Origin of the sequence: Bacillus sp. 17RED48 (genome assembly GCF_019837545.1) — a bacterium.
GTDB lineage: Bacteria > Bacillota > Bacilli > Bacillales > Bacillaceae_G > Bacillus_A > Bacillus_A wiedmannii.
This window is the reverse complement of record NZ_JADAXG010000004.1, coordinates 551,484-575,353: the sequence shown is the minus strand read 5'-3', so window position 1 is coordinate 575,353 and position 23,870 is coordinate 551,484. Positions and strand designations below refer to the sequence as shown.

The 23,870-nt window shown below is 34.2% G+C and carries 23 protein-coding genes and 3 pseudogenes; 20 read left to right on the top strand and 6 right to left on the bottom strand.

The window, feature by feature from the left end:
* Positions 1-272 precede the first annotated feature (272 nt).
* A complete protein-coding gene (locus ILT06_RS19990; protein ID WP_103654957.1) occupies positions 273-1,922 on the top strand; it encodes a copper resistance CopC/CopD family protein in 1,650 nt (549 codons plus the stop codon).
* Positions 1,923-1,956: 34 nt separating this feature from the next.
* Entirely contained in the window at positions 1,957-2,577 is a 621-nt protein-coding gene (locus tag ILT06_RS19985; RefSeq protein ID WP_064476378.1) for a YcnI family copper-binding membrane protein, read from the top strand.
* Between the two features lie 123 nt (positions 2,578-2,700).
* Here ILT06_RS19985 and ILT06_RS19980 read toward each other — a convergent pair whose 3' ends face one another.
* Together ILT06_RS19980 and ILT06_RS19975 are read right to left on the bottom strand one after the other, a co-directional pair.
* Complete coding sequence (locus tag ILT06_RS19980) at positions 2,701-3,477, bottom strand: alpha/beta fold hydrolase (protein ID WP_064476377.1); 777 nt, start codon at positions 3,475-3,477, stop codon at positions 2,701-2,703.
* A gap of 122 nt (positions 3,478-3,599) precedes the next feature.
* Complete coding sequence (locus tag ILT06_RS19975) at positions 3,600-4,505, bottom strand: DMT family transporter (RefSeq protein ID WP_064476376.1); 906 nt, start codon at positions 4,503-4,505, stop codon at positions 3,600-3,602.
* 97 nt (positions 4,506-4,602) lie between these two features.
* Between ILT06_RS19975 and ILT06_RS19970 the strand changes: the two genes are divergently transcribed.
* The 4 genes from ILT06_RS19970 (at position 4,603) to ILT06_RS19955 (ending at position 7,405) form a co-directional block, all read left to right on the top strand.
* On the top strand, positions 4,603-5,472 hold the full coding sequence (locus tag ILT06_RS19970) for a LysR family transcriptional regulator (RefSeq protein ID WP_222655396.1): 870 nt from the start codon (positions 4,603-4,605) through the stop codon (positions 5,470-5,472).
* 120 nt (positions 5,473-5,592) lie between these two features.
* The gene (locus ILT06_RS19965) at positions 5,593-6,024 is read left to right on the top strand and encodes an Rrf2 family transcriptional regulator (protein ID WP_064476374.1); all 432 of its coding nucleotides are present in this window, start codon (positions 5,593-5,595) and stop codon (positions 6,022-6,024) included.
* A 70-nt stretch (positions 6,025-6,094) separates the two neighbouring features.
* Positions 6,095-6,745, top strand: a complete 651-nt coding sequence (locus ILT06_RS19960; RefSeq protein ID WP_000216675.1) for a DsbA family oxidoreductase — start codon at positions 6,095-6,097, stop codon at positions 6,743-6,745.
* A 57-nt stretch (positions 6,746-6,802) separates the two neighbouring features.
* The gene (locus tag ILT06_RS19955) at positions 6,803-7,405 is read left to right on the top strand and encodes a nitroreductase family protein (RefSeq protein WP_064476373.1); all 603 of its coding nucleotides are present in this window, start codon (positions 6,803-6,805) and stop codon (positions 7,403-7,405) included.
* A gap of 151 nt (positions 7,406-7,556) precedes the next feature.
* On the opposite strand, the gene ILT06_RS19950 is transcribed toward ILT06_RS19955, so the two are convergent.
* Positions 7,557-7,976 carry a GNAT family N-acetyltransferase gene (locus ILT06_RS19950; protein WP_064476372.1) on the bottom strand — a complete coding sequence of 140 codons (420 nt, stop codon included), beginning with the start codon at positions 7,974-7,976 and terminating at the stop codon, positions 7,557-7,559.
* Between the two features lie 184 nt (positions 7,977-8,160).
* On the opposite strand from ILT06_RS19950, the gene ILT06_RS32575 reads away from it, so the two are divergent.
* The 3 genes and pseudogenes from ILT06_RS32575 to ILT06_RS19940 all read left to right on the top strand — a co-directional run bounded on the left by ILT06_RS32575 (position 8,161) and on the right by ILT06_RS19940 (position 11,202).
* Entirely contained in the window at positions 8,161-8,295 is a 135-nt protein-coding gene (locus ILT06_RS32575) for a hypothetical protein (RefSeq protein WP_064476371.1), read from the top strand.
* Between the two features lie 105 nt (positions 8,296-8,400).
* Positions 8,401-10,010 (top strand): annotated as a pseudogene (locus ILT06_RS19945) (amidase family protein).
* A gap of 178 nt (positions 10,011-10,188) precedes the next feature.
* On the top strand, positions 10,189-11,202 hold the full coding sequence (locus ILT06_RS19940; protein WP_064476370.1) for an AI-2E family transporter: 1,014 nt from the start codon (positions 10,189-10,191) through the stop codon (positions 11,200-11,202).
* 86 nt (positions 11,203-11,288) lie between these two features.
* On the opposite strand, the gene ILT06_RS19935 is transcribed toward ILT06_RS19940, so the two are convergent.
* Complete coding sequence (locus ILT06_RS19935; protein ID WP_064476369.1) at positions 11,289-12,233, bottom strand: L-lactate dehydrogenase; 945 nt, start codon at positions 12,231-12,233, stop codon at positions 11,289-11,291.
* Positions 12,234-12,434: 201 nt separating this feature from the next.
* On the opposite strand from ILT06_RS19935, the gene ILT06_RS19930 reads away from it, so the two are divergent.
* Both ILT06_RS19930 and ILT06_RS19925 read left to right on the top strand, forming a co-directional pair.
* On the top strand, positions 12,435-13,871 hold the full coding sequence (locus ILT06_RS19930) for a flavin monoamine oxidase family protein (protein WP_064476368.1): 1,437 nt from the start codon (positions 12,435-12,437) through the stop codon (positions 13,869-13,871).
* A gap of 103 nt (positions 13,872-13,974) precedes the next feature.
* A complete protein-coding gene (locus ILT06_RS19925) occupies positions 13,975-14,898 on the top strand; it encodes a CobW family GTP-binding protein (protein ID WP_064476367.1) in 924 nt (307 codons plus the stop codon).
* 100 nt (positions 14,899-14,998) lie between these two features.
* On the opposite strand, the gene ILT06_RS19920 is transcribed toward ILT06_RS19925, so the two are convergent.
* Positions 14,999-15,994 carry an S-layer homology domain-containing protein gene (locus ILT06_RS19920; protein ID WP_149174108.1) on the bottom strand — a complete coding sequence of 332 codons (996 nt, stop codon included), beginning with the start codon at positions 15,992-15,994 and terminating at the stop codon, positions 14,999-15,001.
* Positions 15,995-16,227: 233 nt separating this feature from the next.
* Here ILT06_RS19920 and ILT06_RS19915 point away from each other — a divergent pair.
* The 6 genes and pseudogenes from ILT06_RS19915 to ILT06_RS19890 all read left to right on the top strand — a co-directional run.
* Positions 16,228-16,677: pseudogene (locus ILT06_RS19915) on the top strand (3-oxoacyl-[acyl-carrier-protein] synthase III C-terminal domain-containing protein); the annotation flags it as partial.
* Between the two features lie 181 nt (positions 16,678-16,858).
* Complete coding sequence (locus tag ILT06_RS19910) at positions 16,859-18,076, top strand: substrate-binding domain-containing protein (RefSeq protein ID WP_222655395.1); 1,218 nt, start codon at positions 16,859-16,861, stop codon at positions 18,074-18,076.
* Between the two features lie 90 nt (positions 18,077-18,166).
* Positions 18,167-18,940, top strand: coding sequence for an ABC transporter ATP-binding protein (locus tag ILT06_RS19905; RefSeq protein ID WP_064476364.1), 774 nt, complete (start codon positions 18,167-18,169; stop codon positions 18,938-18,940).
* Positions 18,918-19,619, top strand: coding sequence for a branched-chain amino acid ABC transporter ATP-binding protein (locus ILT06_RS19900; protein WP_064476363.1), 702 nt, complete (start codon positions 18,918-18,920; stop codon positions 19,617-19,619). Before ILT06_RS19905 ends, ILT06_RS19900 begins: the two co-directional genes overlap by 23 nt.
* 21 nt (positions 19,620-19,640) lie before the next feature.
* Positions 19,641-20,501 carry a branched-chain amino acid ABC transporter permease gene (locus ILT06_RS19895; protein ID WP_064476362.1) on the top strand — a complete coding sequence of 287 codons (861 nt, stop codon included), beginning with the start codon at positions 19,641-19,643 and terminating at the stop codon, positions 20,499-20,501.
* A 49-nt stretch (positions 20,502-20,550) separates the two neighbouring features.
* Positions 20,551-21,504 (top strand): branched-chain amino acid ABC transporter permease, encoded by a 954-nt coding sequence (locus ILT06_RS19890; RefSeq protein WP_064476679.1) that lies wholly within the window; start codon positions 20,551-20,553, stop codon positions 21,502-21,504.
* A gap of 92 nt (positions 21,505-21,596) precedes the next feature.
* On the opposite strand, the gene ILT06_RS19885 is transcribed toward ILT06_RS19890, so the two are convergent.
* Complete coding sequence (locus ILT06_RS19885) at positions 21,597-22,385, bottom strand: LysR family transcriptional regulator (RefSeq protein WP_103654959.1); 789 nt, start codon at positions 22,383-22,385, stop codon at positions 21,597-21,599.
* A 120-nt stretch (positions 22,386-22,505) separates the two neighbouring features.
* Between ILT06_RS19885 and ILT06_RS19880 the strand changes: the two are divergent.
* The 3 genes and pseudogenes from ILT06_RS19880 to ILT06_RS19870 all read left to right on the top strand — a co-directional run bounded on the left by ILT06_RS19880 (position 22,506) and on the right by ILT06_RS19870 (position 23,824).
* A pseudogene (locus tag ILT06_RS19880) lies at positions 22,506-23,050 on the top strand (DUF4865 family protein).
* A 41-nt stretch (positions 23,051-23,091) separates the two neighbouring features.
* A complete protein-coding gene (locus ILT06_RS19875; RefSeq protein ID WP_064476359.1) occupies positions 23,092-23,499 on the top strand; it encodes a tautomerase family protein in 408 nt (135 codons plus the stop codon).
* Position 23,500: 1 nt separating this feature from the next.
* Positions 23,501-23,824 carry a carboxymuconolactone decarboxylase family protein gene (locus ILT06_RS19870; RefSeq protein ID WP_103654961.1) on the top strand — a complete coding sequence of 108 codons (324 nt, stop codon included), beginning with the start codon at positions 23,501-23,503 and terminating at the stop codon, positions 23,822-23,824.
* Positions 23,825-23,870 lie beyond the last annotated feature (46 nt).

Sequence of the window (23,870 nt, the reverse complement as noted above, 5' to 3'; positions counted from 1 at the left end):
TATTTCACATTTTCTTCACAAATGATTCACGATAACTTTTCTTCTTCAGGAACTTACATAAATATATTTTATGATATAATAACAATCGACTTTAAAAATGTAAGTTGTATCTATGAAGATAGTTACTATTTTATTAGAAGTTTAGAGGTGAGAGAGAAATAAAGAGTTCTACTGTATAGAAGTTTATATTTAATCAGGTTAATATTTCTTCAAGTAATCGACTTGGGAAGTAGATGTAATGAAAATAGAGCGATGAGGAAGAAAGAAGTGAAATGATTGTGAAAGTAATGAGAAGGTTAGGGGCATGGTTATTAATTGCATGCGTGCTTATCATAGCAATACCGAAAAGTGCATCTGCTCATGCGTACATTGTGAAATCAAACCCTGCTGAAAATGAAACGTTGAAGAAAGCACCAGCTGTTGTGAAAATTGAATTCGATGAGGATATACAAGTTTCACATTTTAATACATTGTTTGTAAGAGATACCTCAGGTACAAGAGTAGATCTAAAAGATGCTTATATCGATAAGAAAAATAAAAAAATATTAGAAGCAGGGTTAAAAGAAAATTTGAAAAACGGACTCTACTCTATTCAGTGGAAAGTGATTTCTGCTGACGGGCATCCTATTCAAGGGGTTATTCCGTTCCGAATTGGATCAGCAGAAGCGGGAGCAGACGATATACAAGTAGAAGAGATGGGGTATGTCCCGCAAATAGATATGATTATGGAACGTGGAATTCTATATACAAGTTTCTCACTATTTATAGGCGTGCTATTCTTTAATCTTATTATGTATAAAGGGAATGCAACCTCGGTTCGGTCAAGAAGTAAAAAAATAATATGGATCTCATTAATTGGCATATTCATTAGCTTACTATTCACTCTACCGCTGCAAGCGAAAATAAATGCTGATGTTTCATGGTTAGAAGCATTCCATCCTTTACTATTAAAAGAAACGTTACAACTTTCTGTTTTTAGTTACGTATGGCTCACTCAAATGGCTCTTATTAGTTTGCTTATAATCGTTACGTATTTTGCGATGAAGCGCGAGAAGCTGTCATCGTTTAAAGTATGGAGCATTCCAATAGTATTGTTTATCGGGATACTTGTTATGAAAGCCTTTAATAGCCATGCATATGGTTTGAAGTTTAAAGATATTGCTGTCGTTATGGATTTTTTACATTTATTCGCAGCTTCATTATGGATTGGTGGTCTATCATCCATTATTCTTCTTTTACGTAAAGAGGATGATAAGTGGAATATGTATTGGGATATGATTAAGCGTTTTTCACCGTGGGCAACAGGTGCTGTCATCGTGATTTTAATAACAGGTCTTTTTAACAGTACATTCTTTATTCCAACAATCCATTCGTTATTTGATACGAAGTATGGATTAGCTTTATTAGCAAAGATACTTTTATTCATTTTCATGGGGATATTGGGAATTGTTCATTATGTGAAAGGGAAAATGAGAGCGGAGCAACGATTAGGCGCTACGGTGAAAGTAGAGTTTATCATTGGAATTATCATTTTCGTCATCGTAGCTTTTATGACAAACGTACAAACACCACCGATGCCTCCTACGGGACCTTTTACAGAGAGTAAGCAATTAGATAATGGGTATGAACTTACTTTACATGTAAGTCCTAATAAAGTAGGACAAAATACATTCCATATTACTTTAAAGGATGAGAACGGACAACCTGTTACCGATATGGAGCAACTTATTTTAACTACGCAATCATTGGATATGAACATGGGAAAAGGTTCATTTAAAGTTTCGGCCGTTTCACCAGGAGAATATGAAGCGGAAGGTATGTATATTAACATGATAGGAAACTGGAATATAAAAGTGCACGGATTAACAAAATCTCTTGATAGCTTTGATGCGGATTATAAATTTATAGTAGGCGGCAGGTAAAGAGAAGGTATAGATAAAAAGGAGCGAATAGAAAATGAAACGTATAAAAAAATTTGGCACAACAATGATCGCAACAATAATTGCAATGGGGATTTTTTCGTTACCTGTTAGTGCGCACGTCACTGTGAAACCAGAAGCTTCGGACGTTAATTCTTGGGAGACTTACACGATAAAAGTACCAGTTGAGAAGAATGTAGCAACGACAAAAGTTACATTAAAAATACCGTCTGGAGTAGAGTTCCAACAGTATGAACCAGTGCCAGGATGGAAAGTGGAAGAGCAGAAAGATAATGCCGGAAAAGTTAAAACTGTAGTATGGGAAGCAACAGGAGAAGGGATTTTACCTGGTCAGTTCCAGCGATTTACTTTCGTCGCTAAAAACCCTGATAAAGAACAAAAAATAGCTTGGGATGCATATCAACAATATAAAGATGGAGAAATTGTTGAATGGACAGGCGATGAAAAAGCTGAAAAACCACATTCACTTACTACAATTGCAAAAGGTACGTCATTAACAGGAGAACATGGTGAAGTGTCTAGTGTAGAAAAGAATGAAGGCACTAGTAATATGCAAGTAATAGCGATTGTCTTATCTATTTTGGCGATTGTATCGTCGGTTGGTGCGTGTGTTTTTGTAGTACGTCGTAAAAGATAAGTAAGATTGAAAGGTCTCATCGTAAATAATGAGACCTTTTTTATTAGGTCTATGGATTAGAAGGAATGAGGATATCGGCACTATTATAGCCACTCTATAATGAAGTTTATCGATGTCTGGAATTTAATTGATGATTATGAAGTCTTCCGGCAGGATATCATGTTCGAGCCAGTTTTCAATTATAGTATTAAATAGTATGGGATTTGCTAAAGAGATTCCATGACCAATTTCAGGAATGATAATACCTGTGCAATTCGTATTATTTTCAAGGATTTCAGTCATTGAGTCCTTCATAATTCTTTTTTCTTTGTCTCCAACAGTTACTAATATATTACTATTAGCATCTTTGAAACTTTTTGGTATTGTAAACGACATATTTTCTTCTAATATCCTTACAAATGTATTTTTGTTTATTTGACAACTGTCATGATAATAGTTATCAAGCTGTGTTTCATCTATGTACATTGATTTTGCTTGTATTTTGGAAAATCTCTTACTCTTTATTAAGAAGTAGGTTAAGCTAAGAGAGCTTATTAATGTTTTAGCGAAAGGAATTGGTTTAACTAATGCGCTATTGACCATAGCATATTGAATTAAGTTTGGTTTCATGCTTAGCATAGCAATTAATACTTGAGCGCCTAATGAAAACCCAATTACTATAACAGTCTTCCCTTGTCCTTTTTCTTCAATTAGTTCTATGATTTTTTCAGCACTAAAGTTTATTGAGAAATGTTCTTTACTTCTGTTTTTTCCTTGCTCAGGTAAATCAGGAACAAGGCAGTGAAAGTTAGTAAAATGTTTAATTTGCTTGTCCCACATCCATCCACTGACTCCGCCCCCATGAATAAAAACCATAAGTGGAGAGCTTGAATCTCCAAATTCTTTATACTGTAAAACCATATAATTCCCCCTTATGATTAGAATTGTTAGTTCATCCATGTATAGTAGAAGTAATATTTTTATTACTTAAGTATTATCATACAATAAGAAAGAGCCTACAAATAGTAGGCTCTTTCTCATATTTATTTCACTTCAACTTGCTGCCCTACAGTAAGCGTTTTTGGCTTTATATTTACGAAACAAATACTTACCACAATAAATAATAGTCCGATGAATAAGCTAATAGTAATGGCCTCATGTAAGAAAATTGAACTTACAATAATAGCGATTAATGGAATAAGAAATGTATAAGCCCCAACTTTACTTGCTTCACCAGCTCCAACAAGAGTAAAGTATGCAAGCCATCCCATTGCAATAACAAAGAATGAAATAAAGAGTAGTACGCTAACAAATGGTATACTCCAAGCGATACTAGACCAGCTTTCAAACTCTGAACCAAATCCAATTAAGCAAAGCCCGCCAATAATGAGCTGAAGTGTTACCATCCAAATGGAATTAACGCGGTGCCCAGTCTTCTTAATAAATACTGTTCCAAGTGCCCAGCCAATCGCGCATCCTATCGCGAGAAGGATTCCGATAATAGAAATATGTCCAGTTAAACTACTAGAGCTAATGACACCCACGCCAATAAATCCAAGAACAAGCCCAAAAATTTTTAAGCCGTACATAGATTCTTCAAGCCAAATCCATGAGAAAATGCCGAGTAAAACAGGTTGTAGAAATACAATGGCGGAAAATAACCCAGCGGGCATATATTGAAGGCCTACAGTTTGTAATCCGTAAAATATAATGATGTTAAGTAAAGAAGAAATAACGTATAAATGCCAAGTTTCTTTTAAGTGTAACTCTTTGTATTTCGGTAATGCGAAAAGGAGTAAAATGAATCCTCCAATTAAAGTTCGAACGCCTGCAAATAAAACGGGTGGTGTATAATGCAGGGCAAACTTAGATAAAGGCCAATTGATTCCCCACATGAAAACGAGAAAGGTAAGGATTATGGCCGTCTTAGTTCGAGAAAGCTGTGTCACGGTAAGACCTCCTTGTTGTTATTCATTTCACTATGATATGATATCGACTGTAATAAATAAAATGAATCTTTTTTATGGGGAGTATAAGTGATTAGTTATGACCATTACAAAACTGCAAGTATTAATAAAAACTGTTGAGTTAGGTAGTTTTACGAAGGCTGCTCGGGTGTTAAATATGACGCAGCCAGCTGTAAGTCATGCAATTTCAAGTATTGAGTCAGAGTTAGGAGTTACGATTCTTATACGTGATAAACGAAAAGGGCTAATCGTGACGGATGTAGGAAACAGAATTCTTGTGCATATTAGAGAGATTTTGAACGGTGTAGAGAAAATTGAGCAAGAAGTTGCGATGGAGAAAGGACACGAAGTTGGGACGATTCGAATTGGGAGTTTTCCGAGTGCCTCTGCACATTTCTTACCCAAAATGATAAACCTTTTTAAGGAGAAGTATCCGAACTTAGAAGTCGTTCTTTGTGAAGGAGCGATTAAAGAAGTTGAAGATTGGTTAGTATCGAGGGTTGTTGATATAGGAATTGTTATTTTGCCTAATAAAGAGATGGAGATTGTCCCATTAACGAAGGGGAAAATGGTTGCTATCTTAAGAGATGATCATCCTCTTTGTAAGAAGGACTCTATTACAATTAGTGATTTAGAGAATGAACCGATCATATTATGTAAGGGTGGATACGAACCACCCATTATTGATATGTTTAAACAAGCAAACGTACCACTTCGGGCTGAGTATGTAATATCAACCGTTACTACAGCTTTAAACATGATTCAAGAAGGGCTAGGTATTGCAATATTAGCCGAATTATCTTTAACGAATTTACCACAGAATGTGCAAACGAGAGAATTGGAACCACAAGTATGGAGAGAAATTGCTTTAGCTGTTCCTTCATTAAAGGATTCCTCAATCGCTGTGCAGCTATTTATTGAAGAATTTCAAGCGCTATTTGCAGAATAAAAAGAGGTGTCTCATATATCATAATGGGACACTTTTTTATTTGCTTATAAAAAATCTATGAAAAGGATTGACTTATCTTTTTGTTGTAACTATAATGATTACATCAGGGTGGTGATCACGATGAAAATTAGTAGCCGCTTTTCTATAGCTGTTCATATTTTATCTATTTTGAAAAACAATCCATCTTCACTTTGTACTTCAGACTATATAGCTGAAAGTGTAAACACAAATCCAGTAGTCATTCGTAAAATTATGTCGTACTTGAAACAAGCTGGTTTTGTATATGTAAATCGCGGTCCAGGTGGTGCGGGATTATTAAAGGATTTACATGAAATCACATTGTTAGATGTATACTATGCAGTAAATGTAGTCGAAGAAGACAAACTATTTCATATTCACGAGCAACCAAATCCAGATTGTCCAATTGGAGCAAATATTCAAGCGGTGTTAGAAGTTATATTAATACAAGCGCAATCCGCGATGGAAGAAGTTTTGAGAAATATTACGATGGGGCATTTGTTTGAAATTTTGCAAGAAAAAATGAATGCTTAAATCATATTTATATTTTTTTGTTATCGATGTAACTGATTTGATTACAACTATAAAGGTAAGGTGTAAAAGTATGACTGTAAAAATGAAAGTATACTCAGATTTTATATGTCCATTTTGTTTTTTAGCAAAAGGTCCATTAGATGAAGTAGCGAAAGAGAAAGATGTAGAAATTGAATGGATGCCATTTGAATTACGTCCAAGTCCATATTCAAAAATAGATCCATGGAATGAGCCAGAAAAATTAGGCTCATGGGATGCTTTTATTCTTCCAACTGCGAAGAAGTTAGGAATCGATATGCGTTTGCCACGTGTTTCTCCGCATCCATATACACATTTAGCTTTCGAAGGGTGTCAATTTGCGAAAGAACGTGGACTAGGAAATGAGTATCATCACCGCGTATTCACAGCATTTTTCCAAGAAGAGCAAAACATTGAAGATATTGATGTTTTAACAAAATTAGCGGTAGAAGTAGGTCTTCCTGAAGCTGAATTTAAAGATGCGTTAGTAACTCGTAAATATAAAGAAAAGCATCAAGAAGCAATTCAGCATGCATATGATGAAGCGAATATTATGGCTGTTCCAACTGTCATGATTGGAGATGAAGTCATTCAAGGGCTAGCTAGTAAAGAAACGCTACAAAGAGTCATTGATAAAGAAATTGAAAAGGATAAAACAAATTCATTTGAAGGTATGCAATGTAATACAGATGGATATTGCTAATTCGCTTGTTATGAAATAACAAAATAAATTATAAAACAAATATTTGGAGGAATTAAAATGTCAGCAACTACAACAAACTTAAAAGAAGCAATTGTGAACCGTCGTTCTATTCGTAAAGTAACAAAAAACGATGCAATTACGAAAGAAAGAATTGAAGAAGTTTTAAAAACAGCGTTACACGCACCAACATCTTTCAATATGCAAAGTGGTCGTATGGTTGTATTAATGGATGGAGAGCATGAAAAGTTTTGGGATATTGTTAAAGAAACACTAAGAGCTCGCGTACCAGCAGAAAACTTTGAAGCGACTGTAGAAAGATTAAAAGGTTTCCATACAGGTGTTGGGACTGTGTTATTCTTTGAAAATCAAGCAACAGTAGAAAAAATGCAAGAAAATGCACCATTATATAAAGATCAGTTCCCATTCTGGTCTCATCAAGGAAATGCAATGTTACAACATACTGTATGGATGTTATTATCGGCTGAAGGAATTGGTGCATCATTACAACATTACAATCCAATCGTAGATGCTGAAGTGAAAGAAACTTGGAACATTCCAGCAGAGTGGAGTTTAGTAGGACAAATGCCATTTGGTGAGCCAAATGAACAACCAGGAGAAAGAACTTTCTTACCTACTGAAGATGTAGTGAAATTTTATTAAGAAATTTAATGTATAAAAAGTTAAATAAAAGGAGAGTACATATTAGCCATATATGTACTCTCCTTTCGTATGCAATGTTAAACTCTTACTGCAAGAACGATTTCCTTCATATGAATTGAAGTTTTTCCGTACAATTAAAAATCTGTTATGTTTATTGTTTTGTAATGACAGTAAACATCCCCGTCATGTTTGGTGAGTAATCCTTAAAATCAAATTTTTCATAGAACGATTCTTTACCTTGTGATGCAAATAAACCGACAAACGCCTTATCAGGGGCATTCTCATGTAAGTATGCAGCTAAACGATACATGATTTCTTTCCCGATACCATGTTTCTGATAATCTGGATGAACTACTATATCTTGAATATAGAAATAGATAGATCCATCGCCGACAATTCTTCCCATGCCGATAATTTGTTCATTATCTTTGACTGTGATGCAGTGAATAGAATGCTTCAGTGAAGTTTCCGCCACTTCAAAATTCATATAATTAGACCAACCAACAGAATCACACAAATATTTATACTCTTGTAGAGTTGGAATGTTATGTTTAAACTCATATGTATTCAAAATATATCCTCCAAGTCCTTAAATTCAACAAGTATATAAATTCGACATTTTTTTGTCTTTTCCTCTTACGTAATTGCCTTCACCTATTGAGTTTCGTACAGTTTCCTTATTTATATTTGTGTTAATTTATAAGAGTTTAGGGGAAAAATATAAGAAATAATGCAGTAGAAAGGGAAGTGGAAAAATGAATGATGAGAAAAAATATACAGTGGTAGGTACTAATGTTGAGGAAGTAAAACGTTTAAATAAAGATTCAGGATTAACGTATAATCAAGTGAAGGAATTATTAGCGAAGCAAATGCAAAAAAGAATGAATTAAATTGAAATTCTTCATTTTTTCATTTAGCATTTTAATAAGAGAGGGTTATAAGGATAACTCTCTTTTTCAATACAATTTATCAACTTTTAGAGCGGAGGAAACAGCATGAAAAAGTGGGTAAAGATAACGCTGTCAATTGCTGGGGGTATTGTCCTATTGGCATGTGCCGGAGGATATTACGTGTATAAAAATTATTTTCCAAAGGAACCTGAGCGTATCGTATATGATAAAGATAGAGTGTTAAAACCGATACATAATCAGCTGAAAGGAATCAACATAGATAAAGTAAAGATAAAAGAAAAAGAGGTTGTAAATGCGACTGTGAACGAGCTTCAAAAAATGATTGATGATGGAAAATTATCATATGAAGAATTAACGAGTATTTATCTTTTTAGAATACAAGAACATGACCAAAATGGAATATCATTAAATGCTGTTACAGAGATTAATCCAAATGCAATGGAAGAAGCGCGAAAGTTAGATAAAGAAAGGTCTTCAAATAAGAAATCGAACTTATACGGTATGCCGGTTATCGTAAAAGATAATGTACAAACAGAAAAGGTGATGCCGACAAGTGCGGGCACGTATGTGTTAAAAGATTGGATTGCAGATAAAGATGCGACAATCGTGAAGAAGTTGAAAGAAGAAGGTGCTTTTGTTTTAGGGAAAGCGAATATGTCTGAGTGGGCAAATTATTTATCCTTTACAATGCCTAGCGGATATAGCGGGAAAAAAGGAAAAAATTTGAATCCATACGGTCCGATTACGTTTGATACATCGGGATCAAGTTCTGGATCTGCTACAGTAGTTGCGGCAGATTTTGCACCACTTGCAATCGGGACGGAAACGACTGGGTCAATTGTAGCACCCGCGACGCAACAATTAGTAGTTGGGTTACGTCCATCACTAGGTATGGTGAGTAGATCTGGCATTATTCCGTTAGCTGAAACACTTGATACAGCAGGGCCGATGGCAAGAACACTGAGGGATGCGGCAACGTTATTTAGCATAATGGTAAGTTATGATGAAAAAGATGCTATGACAGAAAAAATGAAAGATAAAGAAAGAGTTGATTATGCGAAGGATTTATCGATAGATGGATTGAAAGGGAAAAAATAGGAGTTCTTTTTTCAATAGATCGACAAGATGAAAATAGAAAAGAAGTAGCAGAAAAAATTAGAAAAGACCTTCAAGATGCAGGTGCAATATTGACTGATGATATTCAGTTAAACGCTGAGGGTGTAGATAATCTACAAACATTAGAATATGAGTTCAAACATAATGTTAAGGATTATCTTTCACAGCAAAAAAATGTGCCGGTAAAATCGCTAGAAGAGATTATAGCGTTTAATAAAAAGGATAGTAATAGACGAATAAAATACGGACAAACATTAATTGAGGGATCTGAAAAATCTGCTATAACGAAAGATGAGTTTGAAAAAATAGTGCGATCGAGTCAAGAAAATGCAAGAAAAGAGCTAGATAGATATTTAGTAGAAAAAGGTTTGGATGCTTTAGTTATGATTAACAACGAAGAAGTTCTTCTATCAGCTGTAGCTGGCTATCCAGAATTAGCGGTGCCAGCAGGATATGATAACAATGGAGAGCCGGTAGGTGCAGTGTTTGTCGGGAAGCAATTTGGTGAAAAGGAACTGTTCAATATGGGATATGCGTATGAGCAGCAGTCTAAAAATAGAAAATCACCAAAACTGTAAAAGGATAAACGAAAAATAGAGCTCCACTGAAATATGTTGGTGGGCTAATATGAAAAGAATCTAACAATATAAAAAGAAAAAAAGGATTCTTCTCAATTAGTAAGAAAGATTGTCTATAGAAGTTCATAAAATGTAATATATTCAATTTCCATCCATTGAAGGGGGAGGTTAAATTTTAATGAATGAAGTGAAAAATTTCTTTCGAAGTAGAGGGTTCCAACGGTTTCTCGTTTTAATAATAGTAGCGCTTGTATTATATGGATTAAAAAGTATGATCAATTTAATATTAATTACGTTCATACTGACATTTTTAATGGATCGGTTTCAACGTTTTATTTCAAAGAAATTGAAAGTGAATCGGAAAATTGTTATCGCATGTTTGTATATAATATTAGTTACTTTTATCGGCACAACATTATATAAATATTTACCTGTGCTAACGATACAAATTTCCCAATTGATTTATCAGTTTAGGTTGTTTTTTCAAAATCCACCTGATAATGAAATCATTAAATATGCACTTTCAACAATTAATGGGATGGAAGTATCAAAATATGTAGAACAAGGTGTAGATGTCATATATCAATCGATTGCAAATATAGGAAAAGTCAGTTTGCAAATACTACTTTCTCTTATTTTAAGTTTATTTTTCTTATTAGAAAAAGAACGCATAATATCATTTACTTCGAAATTTAAAGATAGTAGTCTGAAGGTTTTTTATGAGGAGATTGCATATTTTGGTGAAAGGTTTGCAAGATCGTTCGGTAAAGTAATTGAAGCACAGTTTTTAATTGCGGTTGTCAATTGTGTACTCACTGTAATTGCACTTGTGATTTTAGGATTTCCGCAGCTTCTTGTATTGGCCGTCATGGTCTTTCTACTCGGTTTGATTCCAGTTGCTGGTGTTATCATTTCCTTGTTTCCACTTTGTATTATTGCTTATAACGTAGGCGGAGTAATGTACGTTGTATACATACTTGTGTTCATTACAGTAATCCATGCTCTTGAAAGTTATTTTTTAAACCCAAAATTCATGTCTGCGAAAACGAATTTACCAATCTTTTATACATTTATGATTCTCATCTTCTCAGAACATTTCCTTGGAATATGGGGGCTTATTATAGGGATACCAATCTTTATCTTTTTATTAGATGTACTTGATGTAAACAATGAGGAACAGTTTAAAAAATAGGAAAAGATAGAAAATAACTGATGTTTTTAAGGAGCAATCAAAAAAAGCAATCCAAAATAAATTGGATTGCTTTTTTGCATACACGATTACAGAACAGGAGCCATTGTTTCTTTCAAAACTTGAACAGAGTGATCGAATTTTAATTCTTCTTCTTCACTTAATTCCACTTCTAAAATTTCACGAACACCGCCGCGATTTAATACAGCAGGTACACCGATATAAACATCTTTTTGACCATATTGACCTTCTAAGTAAGCTGATACTGTTAATACGCTATTTTCGTCGTTTAAAATCGCCTTTGTAACACGTAGAAGTGACATACCAATACCATAGTAAGTTGCACCTTTTCGCTCAATAATATGGTAAGCTGCGTCACGAACGTTTATGAAGATTTTGTCTAAATCTTCTTGCGTGTATGTGTTGTCTTTATCAAGAAGCGTTTGTAGTTTTTGAATACCAATTGATACGTGACTCCAAACAGGAAGTTCCGTATCACCATGTTCTCCGATAATATAAGCATGAATGTTGTGTGGACCAATATCGAAATACTCACCTAACATATAGCGGAAACGAGCAGAATCAAGAGTTGTACCAGAACCGATTACGCGTTCTTTTGGTAAACCAGATTCTTTCCAAGTTACGTAAGTTAAAATATCGACAGGGTTAGTTGCGATTAAGAAGATACCATCAAATCCGCTATCCATAATACTACGAACGATTTGTTTAAAGATTTTCGCGTTTTTCTCAACTAAATCTAAACGTGTTTCGCCTGGTTTTTGTGGTAATCCAGCCGTAATGACTACAAGGTCAGCATCTTTACAATCTTCGTAGCTACCTTTCCATACTCTAGTTGGAGCTGGTGCAAAAGGAACAGCATGACTTAAATCCATTGCTTCTCCTTCAGCTTTTGCCTCGTTTACATCAACTAAAACAAATTCTTCAGCTACAGCTTGGTTAATCATACAGTAAGCATAACTACATCCAACTGCTCCTGTTCCTACTAATACTACACGGTTAATACCCTTTTTCATTTCAAAATTCCTCGCAATTTCATTGATTTTATTATGTAAGATAATACGTCTTACTTCTATAGATTCATATCTAGTTTATTACATTTTATAAAAGATATTCAAGTTTTTGAAAATGTATCCGTGCAATTTCGTGCACGAAACATAGGAAGTAAGTGAACCGAATATAATGCAATAAAATCCTTTATCGAAGGGGAAAAGGGCATGATGCAGCCATTAACGATGGAAAGAATGCTTCATATTATTAATGTGGGACTCGTAAAAACGAAGAATCCAAAGCAAATTATTATTGCTGGTGCAGGAATTTCAGGATTAGTTGCAGCCTCGTTATTGAAAGAATCAGGGCATAGCATAACAATTTTAGAAGCGAATAACCGAATAGGCGGTAGAATATATACGATCCGTGAACCGTTTAGCAGAGGCTTATATTTTAATGCAGGGCCAATGCGAATTCCTGAAACGCACGAGTTAACTTTAGCTTACATTCGTAAATTTAAATTACCGTTAAATCTTTTTATAAATAAAACCGCTTCAGATATTATTTATACGAATAATATTAAAACGAGATTGAATGTGTTTGAAAAAAATCCAAGTATACTTGGATATCCAATTTTAGAGAACGAAAATGGAAAAACGGCAGAAGAGTTAATGTTAGTAGTATTAGAACCAATACTTAATTTTATAAAAAAAGATCCTAATAAAAACTGGATCATCGTTGAAAAAAAGTATAAAACATATTCACTCGGATCATTTTTAAGTGAGTATTATTCAGATGGAGCAATAGATATGATTGGGGTACTTCTAGATATGGAAGCATATATGGGAATGTCTTTAATCGAAGCATTACGTGAAATGATCTTTTTTACTTCAACGACAAAATATTATGAGATAACGGGCGGAATGGATACATTACCAAATTCATTTTTACCGAAGTTAAAAGATAATATTTTTATGTCTTATAAAGTAGAAAAAATTATACAGGAAGATAATAAAGTGATGATGCAAGTAACAAATGAACAAACGTCACATCCATTTATGGTAACAGGCGACATTGCTATTATCACAATTCCATTTTCAGCGTTACGATTTGTAGAAGTTCAGCCATATCATTTATTCTCTTATTTTAAAAGACGAGCAATTCGTGAATTAAATTATATTGCTGCAACTAAAATTGCGATAGAATTTAAAAGTAGATTTTGGGAGAAAGCGAGACAATGTGGTGGAAAATCTATTACAGATTTACCTATACGATTTACATATTATCCGAGTTATGGTATTCATACACAAGGGGCAGCTATCGTTTTAGCGAGTTATACGTGGGCAGATGAGGCGTTAACATGGGATAGTCTCCCGCAAAGAGATCGTATTCGTTACGCATTGAAAAATTTAGCGGAAATATACGGTGACATCGTCTATAGTGAGTTTGTTACTGGAACATCTTTTAGCTGGAGTCAAAATTCATATTCTTGCGGCGCATTTACAGCTTTCGAACCAGGCCAAGAGTTAGAGTTATTTCCGTATATTACGCCGCCAGCTGGCAAAGTACACTTTGCAGGAGAGCATACGACATTAACGCATGGATGGATGCAAGGAGCAATAGAGTCTGGAATTAGAGTTGCTTATGAAGTAAACGAACAGTGAAGATATATTTACAAATCACAATTCTTTTAATAAAATAATAAATATAAATCGTAATTATTACGCTTTGAATACGTTTGAAATAAAGAAATGGATGGTCGATCAAATGAAAAAAGTAGAAATTCATATATTAGGTGGCTTTTTAGGTAGCGGAAAATCAACATTATTACAAAATTTATTGTTAGCGGAGAAAAAGAAGAATAGAAAAGTTGCAGTATTAATGAATGAAATTGGTGAATACTCGGTAGATACGGATATTATTGGAAAAGAGAATGTGTTAAGAGAACTTCTGAAAGGATGTATTTGTTGTACGCTAAAAGAAGAGCTTGAAATACAATTACACTCGTTATATCAGCAAGAAAGACCAGATGTCATTTATATAGAAACGACAGGTGTTGCACATCCAATTGAAGTGTTAGATGCATGTGTATCACCCATTTTAGCACCTTTCTTAGAAGTGAAATCAATTGTAGTCGTTTTAGATGCAGTAAGATGGTTAAATCGAAGAGTATTAAGTGCAAACGTTCAGCAATTACTGCATGAGCAACTGAAGTTTGGTAGCCACATTTTAATTAATAAATCAGATTTACTAACAGATGCGGATAAGAACAAAGTAATTGAAGAAGTGAAAGCAATAAACAATCATGCGAAATTGTTTGAAACAAAATATTGTAATATATCTTTAGAAGACATAGAAGAAGCTGAATTTACGAATGATGGGGAACATGAGACACTACATGTCAAACAGCATTTACATATACAAACGATGACGTATCAATTTACGAAATCGATTGATCAAGATAAATTATACGAATGGCTTTCGAATGTACCAGATAGTATTTATCGCGTAAAAGGATTTGTGAAATTCCATGGAGATAAATACCCGCACCTATTCCAATATTCGTTCGGGGTACCGACTTTATTGGAACAAGACTTCGGTTTCCCAACGAACTTGGTAGTAATAGGAGAAGGGCTAGATAAGAAACAATTGGCTAAAGGATTAGAGAAAGTGGAACTTAATTCTAATTAAGATTAAAGGAGCTGCCCCACAAGTCGTTGAAACCGACTTGTGGGGCAGCCTTTTTATTTCTTATGAGAGCTACTTGTATTCATGTTAAATAGTCACTCTTTTAGTATTTTTGTTTTCCAAGATAAACATTTACACTAGTACTAGAGTCTCTACTAAATTCAATTTTGCGACCATCTAATTTTATTGTTCGAGAGCTTGTAGTAGGATTTTTAATTAGACTATACAGATAATCTGCTTTAGTTGGTAGTAGTGTATTTAGGATTTTTTTCACCGGCTCGTTTAATACAGGATCATCACTATGAATAGACATTCTATATGCGCTGTCATCATAGGGAGAAAAATTAAAATACATAATGCCATCATATGTTCGACCAGTTTTAGTATATACATAGTTATAATCTGTTTTTAAAAATCCAGAATCAATCAGTATATTCTCAATTTCTTTATACTTATCCTCATCTTTCGCAGGAATAGAATCAGGAACAAAATAAGGGTTTACATTAATTGCGTTATACATAAACGTTGCAAATTGTTCTCTTGTTACATTCATTTCTCCGCCGTATCGATAGTTTCCAATTCCTTTTGTAATTCCATTACTATACAATGAACGAACAGAGTCTGTTGCCCAAAAATTATTTGGAACATCATAGAAAAGGTCGTTTGTTTTTACAGGTAGATGAAACGCTTTTTGTAAGATAACAGCCATTTCGTATCGAGTTAATGTATCGTCTGGTCTAAACTTGTCAGTGCTATTGTCCCCTGTCATGAGTCCTTTTTGAGCAACTGCTTTAATATTGTTTTCAAACATATGCCCATGAATATCAGAGAAATGTTTAATTGTAGATCCAGTATTTTCTAATTTTAAGTATCTTGAAATAATCGCAGCTACTTGCCCACGAGTTACATTGTCCCCAAATCCAAATTTTCCGTTGCCATAGCCACTAATGACCTTTTGTTCAGTTAAGTAGTTAATCGAATCTTTAGACCAATGTTCCTTTGGTACATCAATGAAATGTTCAGTTTGTGCATGAGCATTCGTTGCACCAAATAGTGTGGCGGTAATTAAGCCTGTTGCAAGTACATGTTTAAAATTCATTATGATTCCTCCTAAGTATGTAAAACAATATCTTCTCACTTATATCAGTTCCTTTTAAGTGATAATCACTTATCTATTATATTAGCATATTTTGTTTTTGTAAAATATGGATTTACCTTCGTAATGTTGTTTAAATATATGTGGTGTTATAAGAAGGAGGGGAGTGCAAAAAGGTTAACTGACGGGGGCGTTTATTCATTTTGATTAGGGATATGCTATAAAATTCTGATAAATTAACAGATGGTTCATTTCATGACGATGTTCGTATTCCAGCTGGTGGATCGAAGTAGGTTGCGAGCTATGATACAGTTGAGAATCGACAACATTATATTGATGTAATAGATCCTAATAGTATGAAAGAACGTCTAGACCGGGTTTCAATCCCTAATTTTGACAAGGTTATTAGGGAGGCGTTAAGAAAAAGTGGATGTACTCCTAAAGATATTAAAGTATTGTTACCACTGCATACAAAACGTTCCATGTTAATAGAATTGATACAGGGACTAGGGCTAGAAGAAGAACAAGTTGTATATTTAGATCATTATGGACATATGTCAGCGCTTGATCCTTGCATTGGTCTTCACTTTGCAAATGAACAGGGAAAATTACAGGCCGGAGATATTGCAGTAGTAGTTAGTGCCGGGACTGGGTATACATGGGCAGCGACTGTAATTAGGTGGTGAAAAATACTAGATGAATATATGATAAATGGAGGTATTTGGAAAGAGGCGGCGAATGTAAAGGTACTTCATTAAATTTTTCAAACAGCTGTGTTTGTATGATTCAAAGGAAAAGTCATAATTACGGATGGGTAACTTTGGCGTGTTTGACTCTATCAGAAAGTAAAGTATGGGGAGGATCACAATGTCGATAAAAAAACGTAAATGGCTAAGAATGGTGGCTACTGGTTGTGTGTTAGGTTCGTTATTAATAACGGCAGCTTGTTCAGGAAAGAAAACAAGTACTGAGGATGAAAAGACGATTAAGGTAGGGGTTCTTGCTTCATTAACAGGTCCATTAGAATCATATGGAAAACAAACAGTGAATGGATTTGAATTAGGGTTAGACTATGCGACGGATGGAACGGGGAAAGTGGAAGGGAAGAAGATTAAGTTTGTTGTAGAAGATACGGAAACGAAAGCAGAGGTAGCAGTTAAAAAAGCTACGAAATTATTAGAAGAAGAGAAAGTGGATTTTTTAGTCGGATCGTCTAGTTCAAGTGATACATTAGCGGTTTTACCACTAGCTGAAGAATATGAAAAAATAATGGTTGTAGAACCGGCAGTTGCTGATAGTATTACCGGAAAGAATTGGAATAAATATGTTTTTAGAACAGGAAGAAGCTCTTCGCAAGATGCGATTGCAGGAGCAGCTGCAATTGCAAAAAAAGATATAAAGATTGCGACGTTTGCCCCGGATAATGCATTTGGCCGTGAAGGGATTGCAGCGTTTAAAGCTGGAGCGAAGAAATTAGGTGCGAATATTGTAAACGAGCAATATGCAGATACAAATTCGACTGACTTCACTGCAAATATTCAAAATATCATTAGCTCAAAACCAGATTATTTATTTATCGTTTGGGCAGGGGCAAACTCACCTTGGAAACAGTTAAAAGATATGAATGTGGAAGCACAAGGTATTAAAATTTCTACAGGTGCACCAGATATACCGGCATTAAAAACGATGGATGCGTTAGTAGGAATGCAAGGTTTTTCTGTTTATTATCATACACTCCCGAAAAATAAGGTGAATGATTGGTTAGTTGAAGAACATAAAAAACGATTTAATGGTGCGGTGCCAGATTTATTTACAGCGGGTGGAATGTCAGCGGCAATTTCTATTGTAGAAGCTTTAAAGAAAACAAAAGGTGATACAGATGTAGATACATTGATTAAGAAAATGGAAGGAATGGAATTTGATACACCGAAAGGAAAGATGAAGTTTAGAGAAAAGGATCACCAAGCGATGCAGACACTGTATTCTATCACATTGAAAAAGCAAGATGGTGTTGACTATCCGGTGCCAGTATTAGAGCGAGAATTAACGATCAAAGAGACAGAACCACCAGTTCAGAATAAATAAACTGAATTTTCTGCTGATTTTGTATAAAGAGGGGGACGCCCTCTTTATACGTATTTCTTTTGTACTTAAAGCTTTAAAAGGAGGGATTTCGTGACACATTTGCTAGAAACGAAAAATCTTTGCGTATCTTTTGGCGAGCATCATGTTATTAAAGATGTGAATGTAACAGTACAAAAAGGAAAGCTCATTTCCATTATTGGACCTAATGGTGCAGGAAAGACAACGTTATTTAATTTACTAAGTGGACAAATTTCTCCAACAAAGGGGGAAGTATATTTTAAAGGACGAGAGATTACAAAATTATCAATTTCGGATCGAACTCGATTAGGAATTGGTCGTTCTTTTCAACTTACAAATATATTCCCAGAGTTAACGGTACTTGAAAATGTTCGTTTAAGTGTTCAATCATTTGTGCAAGATTACTATAGTTTTTTTCCGAGTTCGGCAAAATTTAAGCAACAAGTGGGAGAGGCGAGACGTGTCTTAAAAACTGTATTACTTCAGGAAAAAGAACATGTATTAGCGAAAGATTTAGCGCATGGAGAAAAACGAAAGTTAGAGCTTGCAATGTTATTAGCTTTAAAAACAGATGTGTTACTACTTGATGAGCCGACGGCAGGTATATCAGTTGAGGAAGTACCGGCTATTTTACAAGTGATTGAAAATATTAAGAAACATCCAGAGAGTACAATTGTACTAATTGAACACAAAATGGATATGGTACTAGGTTTGTCAGACCATCTTATCGTTTTATTCCATGGAGAGCTATTGGCTGAAGGTTTGCCCGAAGAGATTATGAAAGATGAGCGTGTACAAAGTGCTTATTTAGGGGGATTATATAGTGGCACTATTACAAGTGAATAATATAGAGACGTATTTAGATCAGTTTCATATTTTACAAGGGGTATCTCTTGCTGTTGAGAAAGGAACGATTACTGTACTGTTTGGAAGAAATGGGGCAGGGAAGACGACGACATTACGTTCGGTTATGGGATTTCACCATATCGCACATGGTGAAATTTATTATGATAGTACACAAGTAAATGGATTATCTACACATTTAATTTCAAGAAAAGGAATAGGGTATGTACCAGAAAATCAAGGTATTTTTCACGATTTGACAGTAGAAGAAACATTCGCTCTTGCTAGGGGTAAGGGAGAAGAAGCGGAAGAGAAAATTGAGTGGATGCTTGAACTATTTCCAGATTTAAAGCAGTTTTGGCACAAAAAAAGCGGACTATTAAGCGGAGGACAAAAGCAAATGCTAGCAATTTCAAGAGCATTTATTAATAGTGATGGTTTATTACTTATCGATGAGCCGAGTAAAGGCTTGTCCCCTATTATGATAGAAAAATTAATGATAGCCATTTTGAAAATGAAGAAGAAAACAACAGTTTTACTCGTTGAACAAAACTTTATGATGGCTAGTCAAATTGGTGATTACTTTTATATTATGGATAACGGAAAAATTGTTCATAACGGTTTTATGCATGAATTAAAAGAGGATAAGGAAATGTGTCACAAATATTTAGGAATCTCTTAACATGAATCCGAGGTGAGAAGGATGGATGTGTTAATCAATTTATTTGTAAATGGGATTTCAACAGGGATGCTCATTTTTTTATTAGCATCAGGTCTTTCACTGATTTTCGGTTTAATGAGCGTTCTAAACTTCGCACATGGTGGTTTATTTGCCTGGGGAGCGTTTACAGGTGTTTGGCTATTTAATATGACAGGTAGTTATGTATTAGCGTTAATTGGAGCAATTGCTATGGGAATGTTTCTTGGATTCATTTTAGAAAGATTCCTTATTAGACCGGTATATGGAAATCATGTTCGCCAGCTTCTTGTGACGCTTGGAGGAATGCTTGTACTTAGTGAATGTATTAAAGTATTTTGGGGGCCAAATCCAATTGGTGCTAAATTACCGTTATGGTTACAAGGTAGTTATACATTTGAAGGTATTATATTAATTAAATATCGTCTATTCGTAATTTTAATTGGGATCATCATTTATATTGCCTTACTATTATTGCTTAAAAAAACAAAGATAGGTCTAATGATCCGTGCAGGTGTAATGGATAAAGAAATGGTTCAAGCGCTCGGTATTAACGTAAAAGCGATATTTTCTTTCGTCTTTTTATTAGGAGCAGGGATGGCAGCGTTGGGAGGCTTCTTATTAGCGCCGTATTCAGGAGTTATTTTCGCCGAGATGGGTATGCAGTATGCGATTTTAGCTTTCATAGTAGTAATCATTGGAGGATTAGGAAGCGTACAAGGTTCAGCAATCGCATCTTTAATTGTCGGATTAGCTGGTGCTTTTACAGCGTATTTTATACCGGATTTCTCACTTGCAATCAATATGTTAATGTTACTATTTTTCTTAATCGTGAAGCCAAATGGACTTGTTAGTGAAAAGGGGTGAAATGGTGAACAGCACTTCAAATCGAATTAAAGTATACTTCGGAGTATGTATGCTCATTTGTTTAAGTGTATTTCCATTCGTAAATGATTCACGGAGCTTGTTAATTTTGTTCACTCAAATCTTCATCTTTGCTATTTTTGCAATGAGTTTTGATGTATTGCTTGGATATACAGGAATTGTATCATTCGGTCATTGTATGTTCTTTGGAATAGGGGCATATGGCGTAGCACTTTTATTTGATCGGCAAGGAGTATCCATAACGAACTTTTTAATAGGGCTAGTAGCTGCAATTATCATTTCAGCAATTGTTAGTTATATAATCGGTTTGCTTTCGTTACGACTGAAAAGTCATTTTTATGCAATGTTAACACTTGCTATTTCACAGTTGTTTTTCGTACTTGCTGAAAAATGGCGTGGGCTCACTCACGGAGGGGACGGTTTTACATTTGGTGTACCAGACTTATTCCGTGATCGTTTTACGTTTTATTATGTAACACTTATATGTTTAATTGTCATTTTTATTCTGTTACGTCTTTTCACAAAATCTTCTATCGGAAAAGTATTAAAGGCAATTTCACAAAATGAACAACGTGTTGAAGCATTAGGATATAAAGTTCTTCATTATAAAATTATTGCTAGTATTGTTGCAGGAGTAGTTGCTACGATTAGCGGTGGTTTATTTGTTATCACACTACGCTTTGTTAATACAACTGTATTTTCAATTGAAATGACATTAAATGCATTATTGATGACAATGATTGGAGGCGTTGGAACGTTAATTGGAGCAATTGCTGGAGCTGGAATTATTGAATCACTGAAATATTATTTATCAGAATTAGCTACAGCGTATCCGATTTTTGAACGATGGACGATTATTCTTGGTTTATTGTACATTATCGTCTTGCTAGTTTTCCCGAAAGGATTAGTTGGAACGGTAAAGAGTTTGAAGAATATGAAACGGAATAAGAAGGAGAAAAGTGCAGAAGTGGAGCAAAATGTGTGAAAAATCAATTGTATAGAATATGAAAATCCCTCTTTTAGATTCGTAAAGGAGGGATTTTTATTGGTGTATGTAATTAGTTTATAGCTATTCTATTAATTAAATAGTTCATCAGGGATTTGTTTTAAAGAGTGTTGATTCGTAAAAAAATGAACAGCTAATTTCTCAATTGGAACATCTTCAATTGGTACCAATGTATCATTTCTAATCGGCAAAAAGGCTATTCCTTTTCCATCCTGAATAAACTCTTCCATAAGCGAATAAGAATCTAATTGTTGAAGTTGACGCTGAGATAAATTATTTTCTTTTAAAAATTGTATTGTCTTATTTCTAAAAGGGCACCTTTTGTCATTACTAACGAAGAAGAGTTCCTTTGAATAGTCAATGGTAGGCGTTTCTTTCGCTTTTAATAAGCCTACAGAAATTGAAGCAGTAAATACTTTTTTAAAAGCTGCGTCGGGATCATCCTCGTAAGTAATGACCATATCAACTTTTTGTTGTTGCAGTAATTTTTGCAAATGACTACTATTTTCTACATATATTTGATAATTCCTGAAATTTTCTTTAATGCGCTTACTTACATAATTAGTCAAAATAGATTGTGACGTCGCGATTATATAAGAAGAACTACTCGTTTTAATTTTATCTTTCGCTTCTTCTACTAGAGTTAATATTTGATTCGTGTAGTCTAATAAAATATCACCAGAAGGTAACAAGGATACTCCTTTGTTATCTCTATGTAGTAAAGGCGTTTCTAATTCTTGTTCTAATTTTTTGATTCGCTCAGTTACGTTCGGTTGAACATATCCTAACTCTTTCGCAGCTTTACTAATAGAACCTTCGCTGGCTACAGTTTTGAATATAATAAGATCATTTATGTCCATATATCACAGCCCCTTATTTGATATCATTATAAATGATATCAAATATAATTTATACCTATTTTACGTTAGTCAATCATCGGTTTATCATTGTGTATATAAGATTGAAAGTGAGTGATAAACATGATTGGAATGCAATATAAGGTCATTTTGCCAAAGGATTATGACATAGAGATTATTAAAAAAAGGGTAAAGGATAATGGATATAAAACGGATGGTTTTCAAGAATTGAATTTCAAAGCATATTTAATTACTGAGACAGGTAAGGATGGGAATTTCTATAACTGTTATGCACCTTTATATATTTGGAATGGCCATGAAGGAATGAACAAATTTATCTTTGAAGGGTATTACGATAATATTTTACAATCTTTTGGGTGGCAACAAATAAATATAGGTGTTCCATTAGTTGTTAATCTAAGTGATGATTTTAAGAAAAGTAAATATGCTGTTGAATATGTAGGGAGTATTTCTCAAAGTAATTCACTGAGGGAGACTCAATTAAAAACTATGAATGTGTACAAAATATAGAAAAGTGTTTAGGAAATGTAATGATTTATAATCCAGATAAATGGAGGTATAGTCAGTTAAATTTTTATGAAGAAAAGCCTGAAATGGTAACAAATAAAGGTGTTACAGTATATGAGATTTTGCACATTTCACGATGAAAACTTGTTGAAGTTAAATTAGGAAAAAGGAATGAAAATGTATGCCTTTTGTGAACGTTTATTATCATGAAAATATATTAAATAAAGAAGAGTTGAAAAAGATAGGTGAATGTATTCATCTGTCATTAATTGAACATTTTAACATCCTTGAAAATGATTTTTTTCAAATGTTTTTACCTTATCAACAAAATCACTTTTTATATAATCCATATTATTTATTAGAAAGAGGAGAAAAGAGAACAGAGAAGATGATTTATGTTTCTATTACATGCGGACCGGGAAGAACGATAAAACAGAAAATGAATCTATATCAGTCGATATCCTTGAAGATTTCTGAATGTTCTAGTATAAAAAGTGCAGATATTTTTATTACGCTAAATGAGACATCTGCTGAAAATTGGTCATTTGGTCAAGGATTGACACAATTGGTAAAAGTGAAGGGAGAGTGAAATGATGAATGAATCAATTAAATATTGTATTCAAGAGAGAATGAAAGAAATGGCACCTGCATTTGCTCATTATAGTGAAGAGATATTGTTCGAGGAAGTGTGGCGGGATGACACTTTAACATTAAGAGAAAGAAGTTTATGTACAGTGTCGGTATTAATCAATCTTGGTCATACAGAACAATTACCATTTCATTTGCGACTGGCCAAGCAAAATGGAATTGGAGAAAATGAAATGATCGCATTAATAACACATATGGCTTTTTATGTTGGTTGGCCCAAAGCAGTGGGAGCTTTAAATATAGCAATGAATGAAATGGAAAGTTAAGAATAACGATAAGAAAGAATTCATTTAAATATGAATTCTTTCTTAT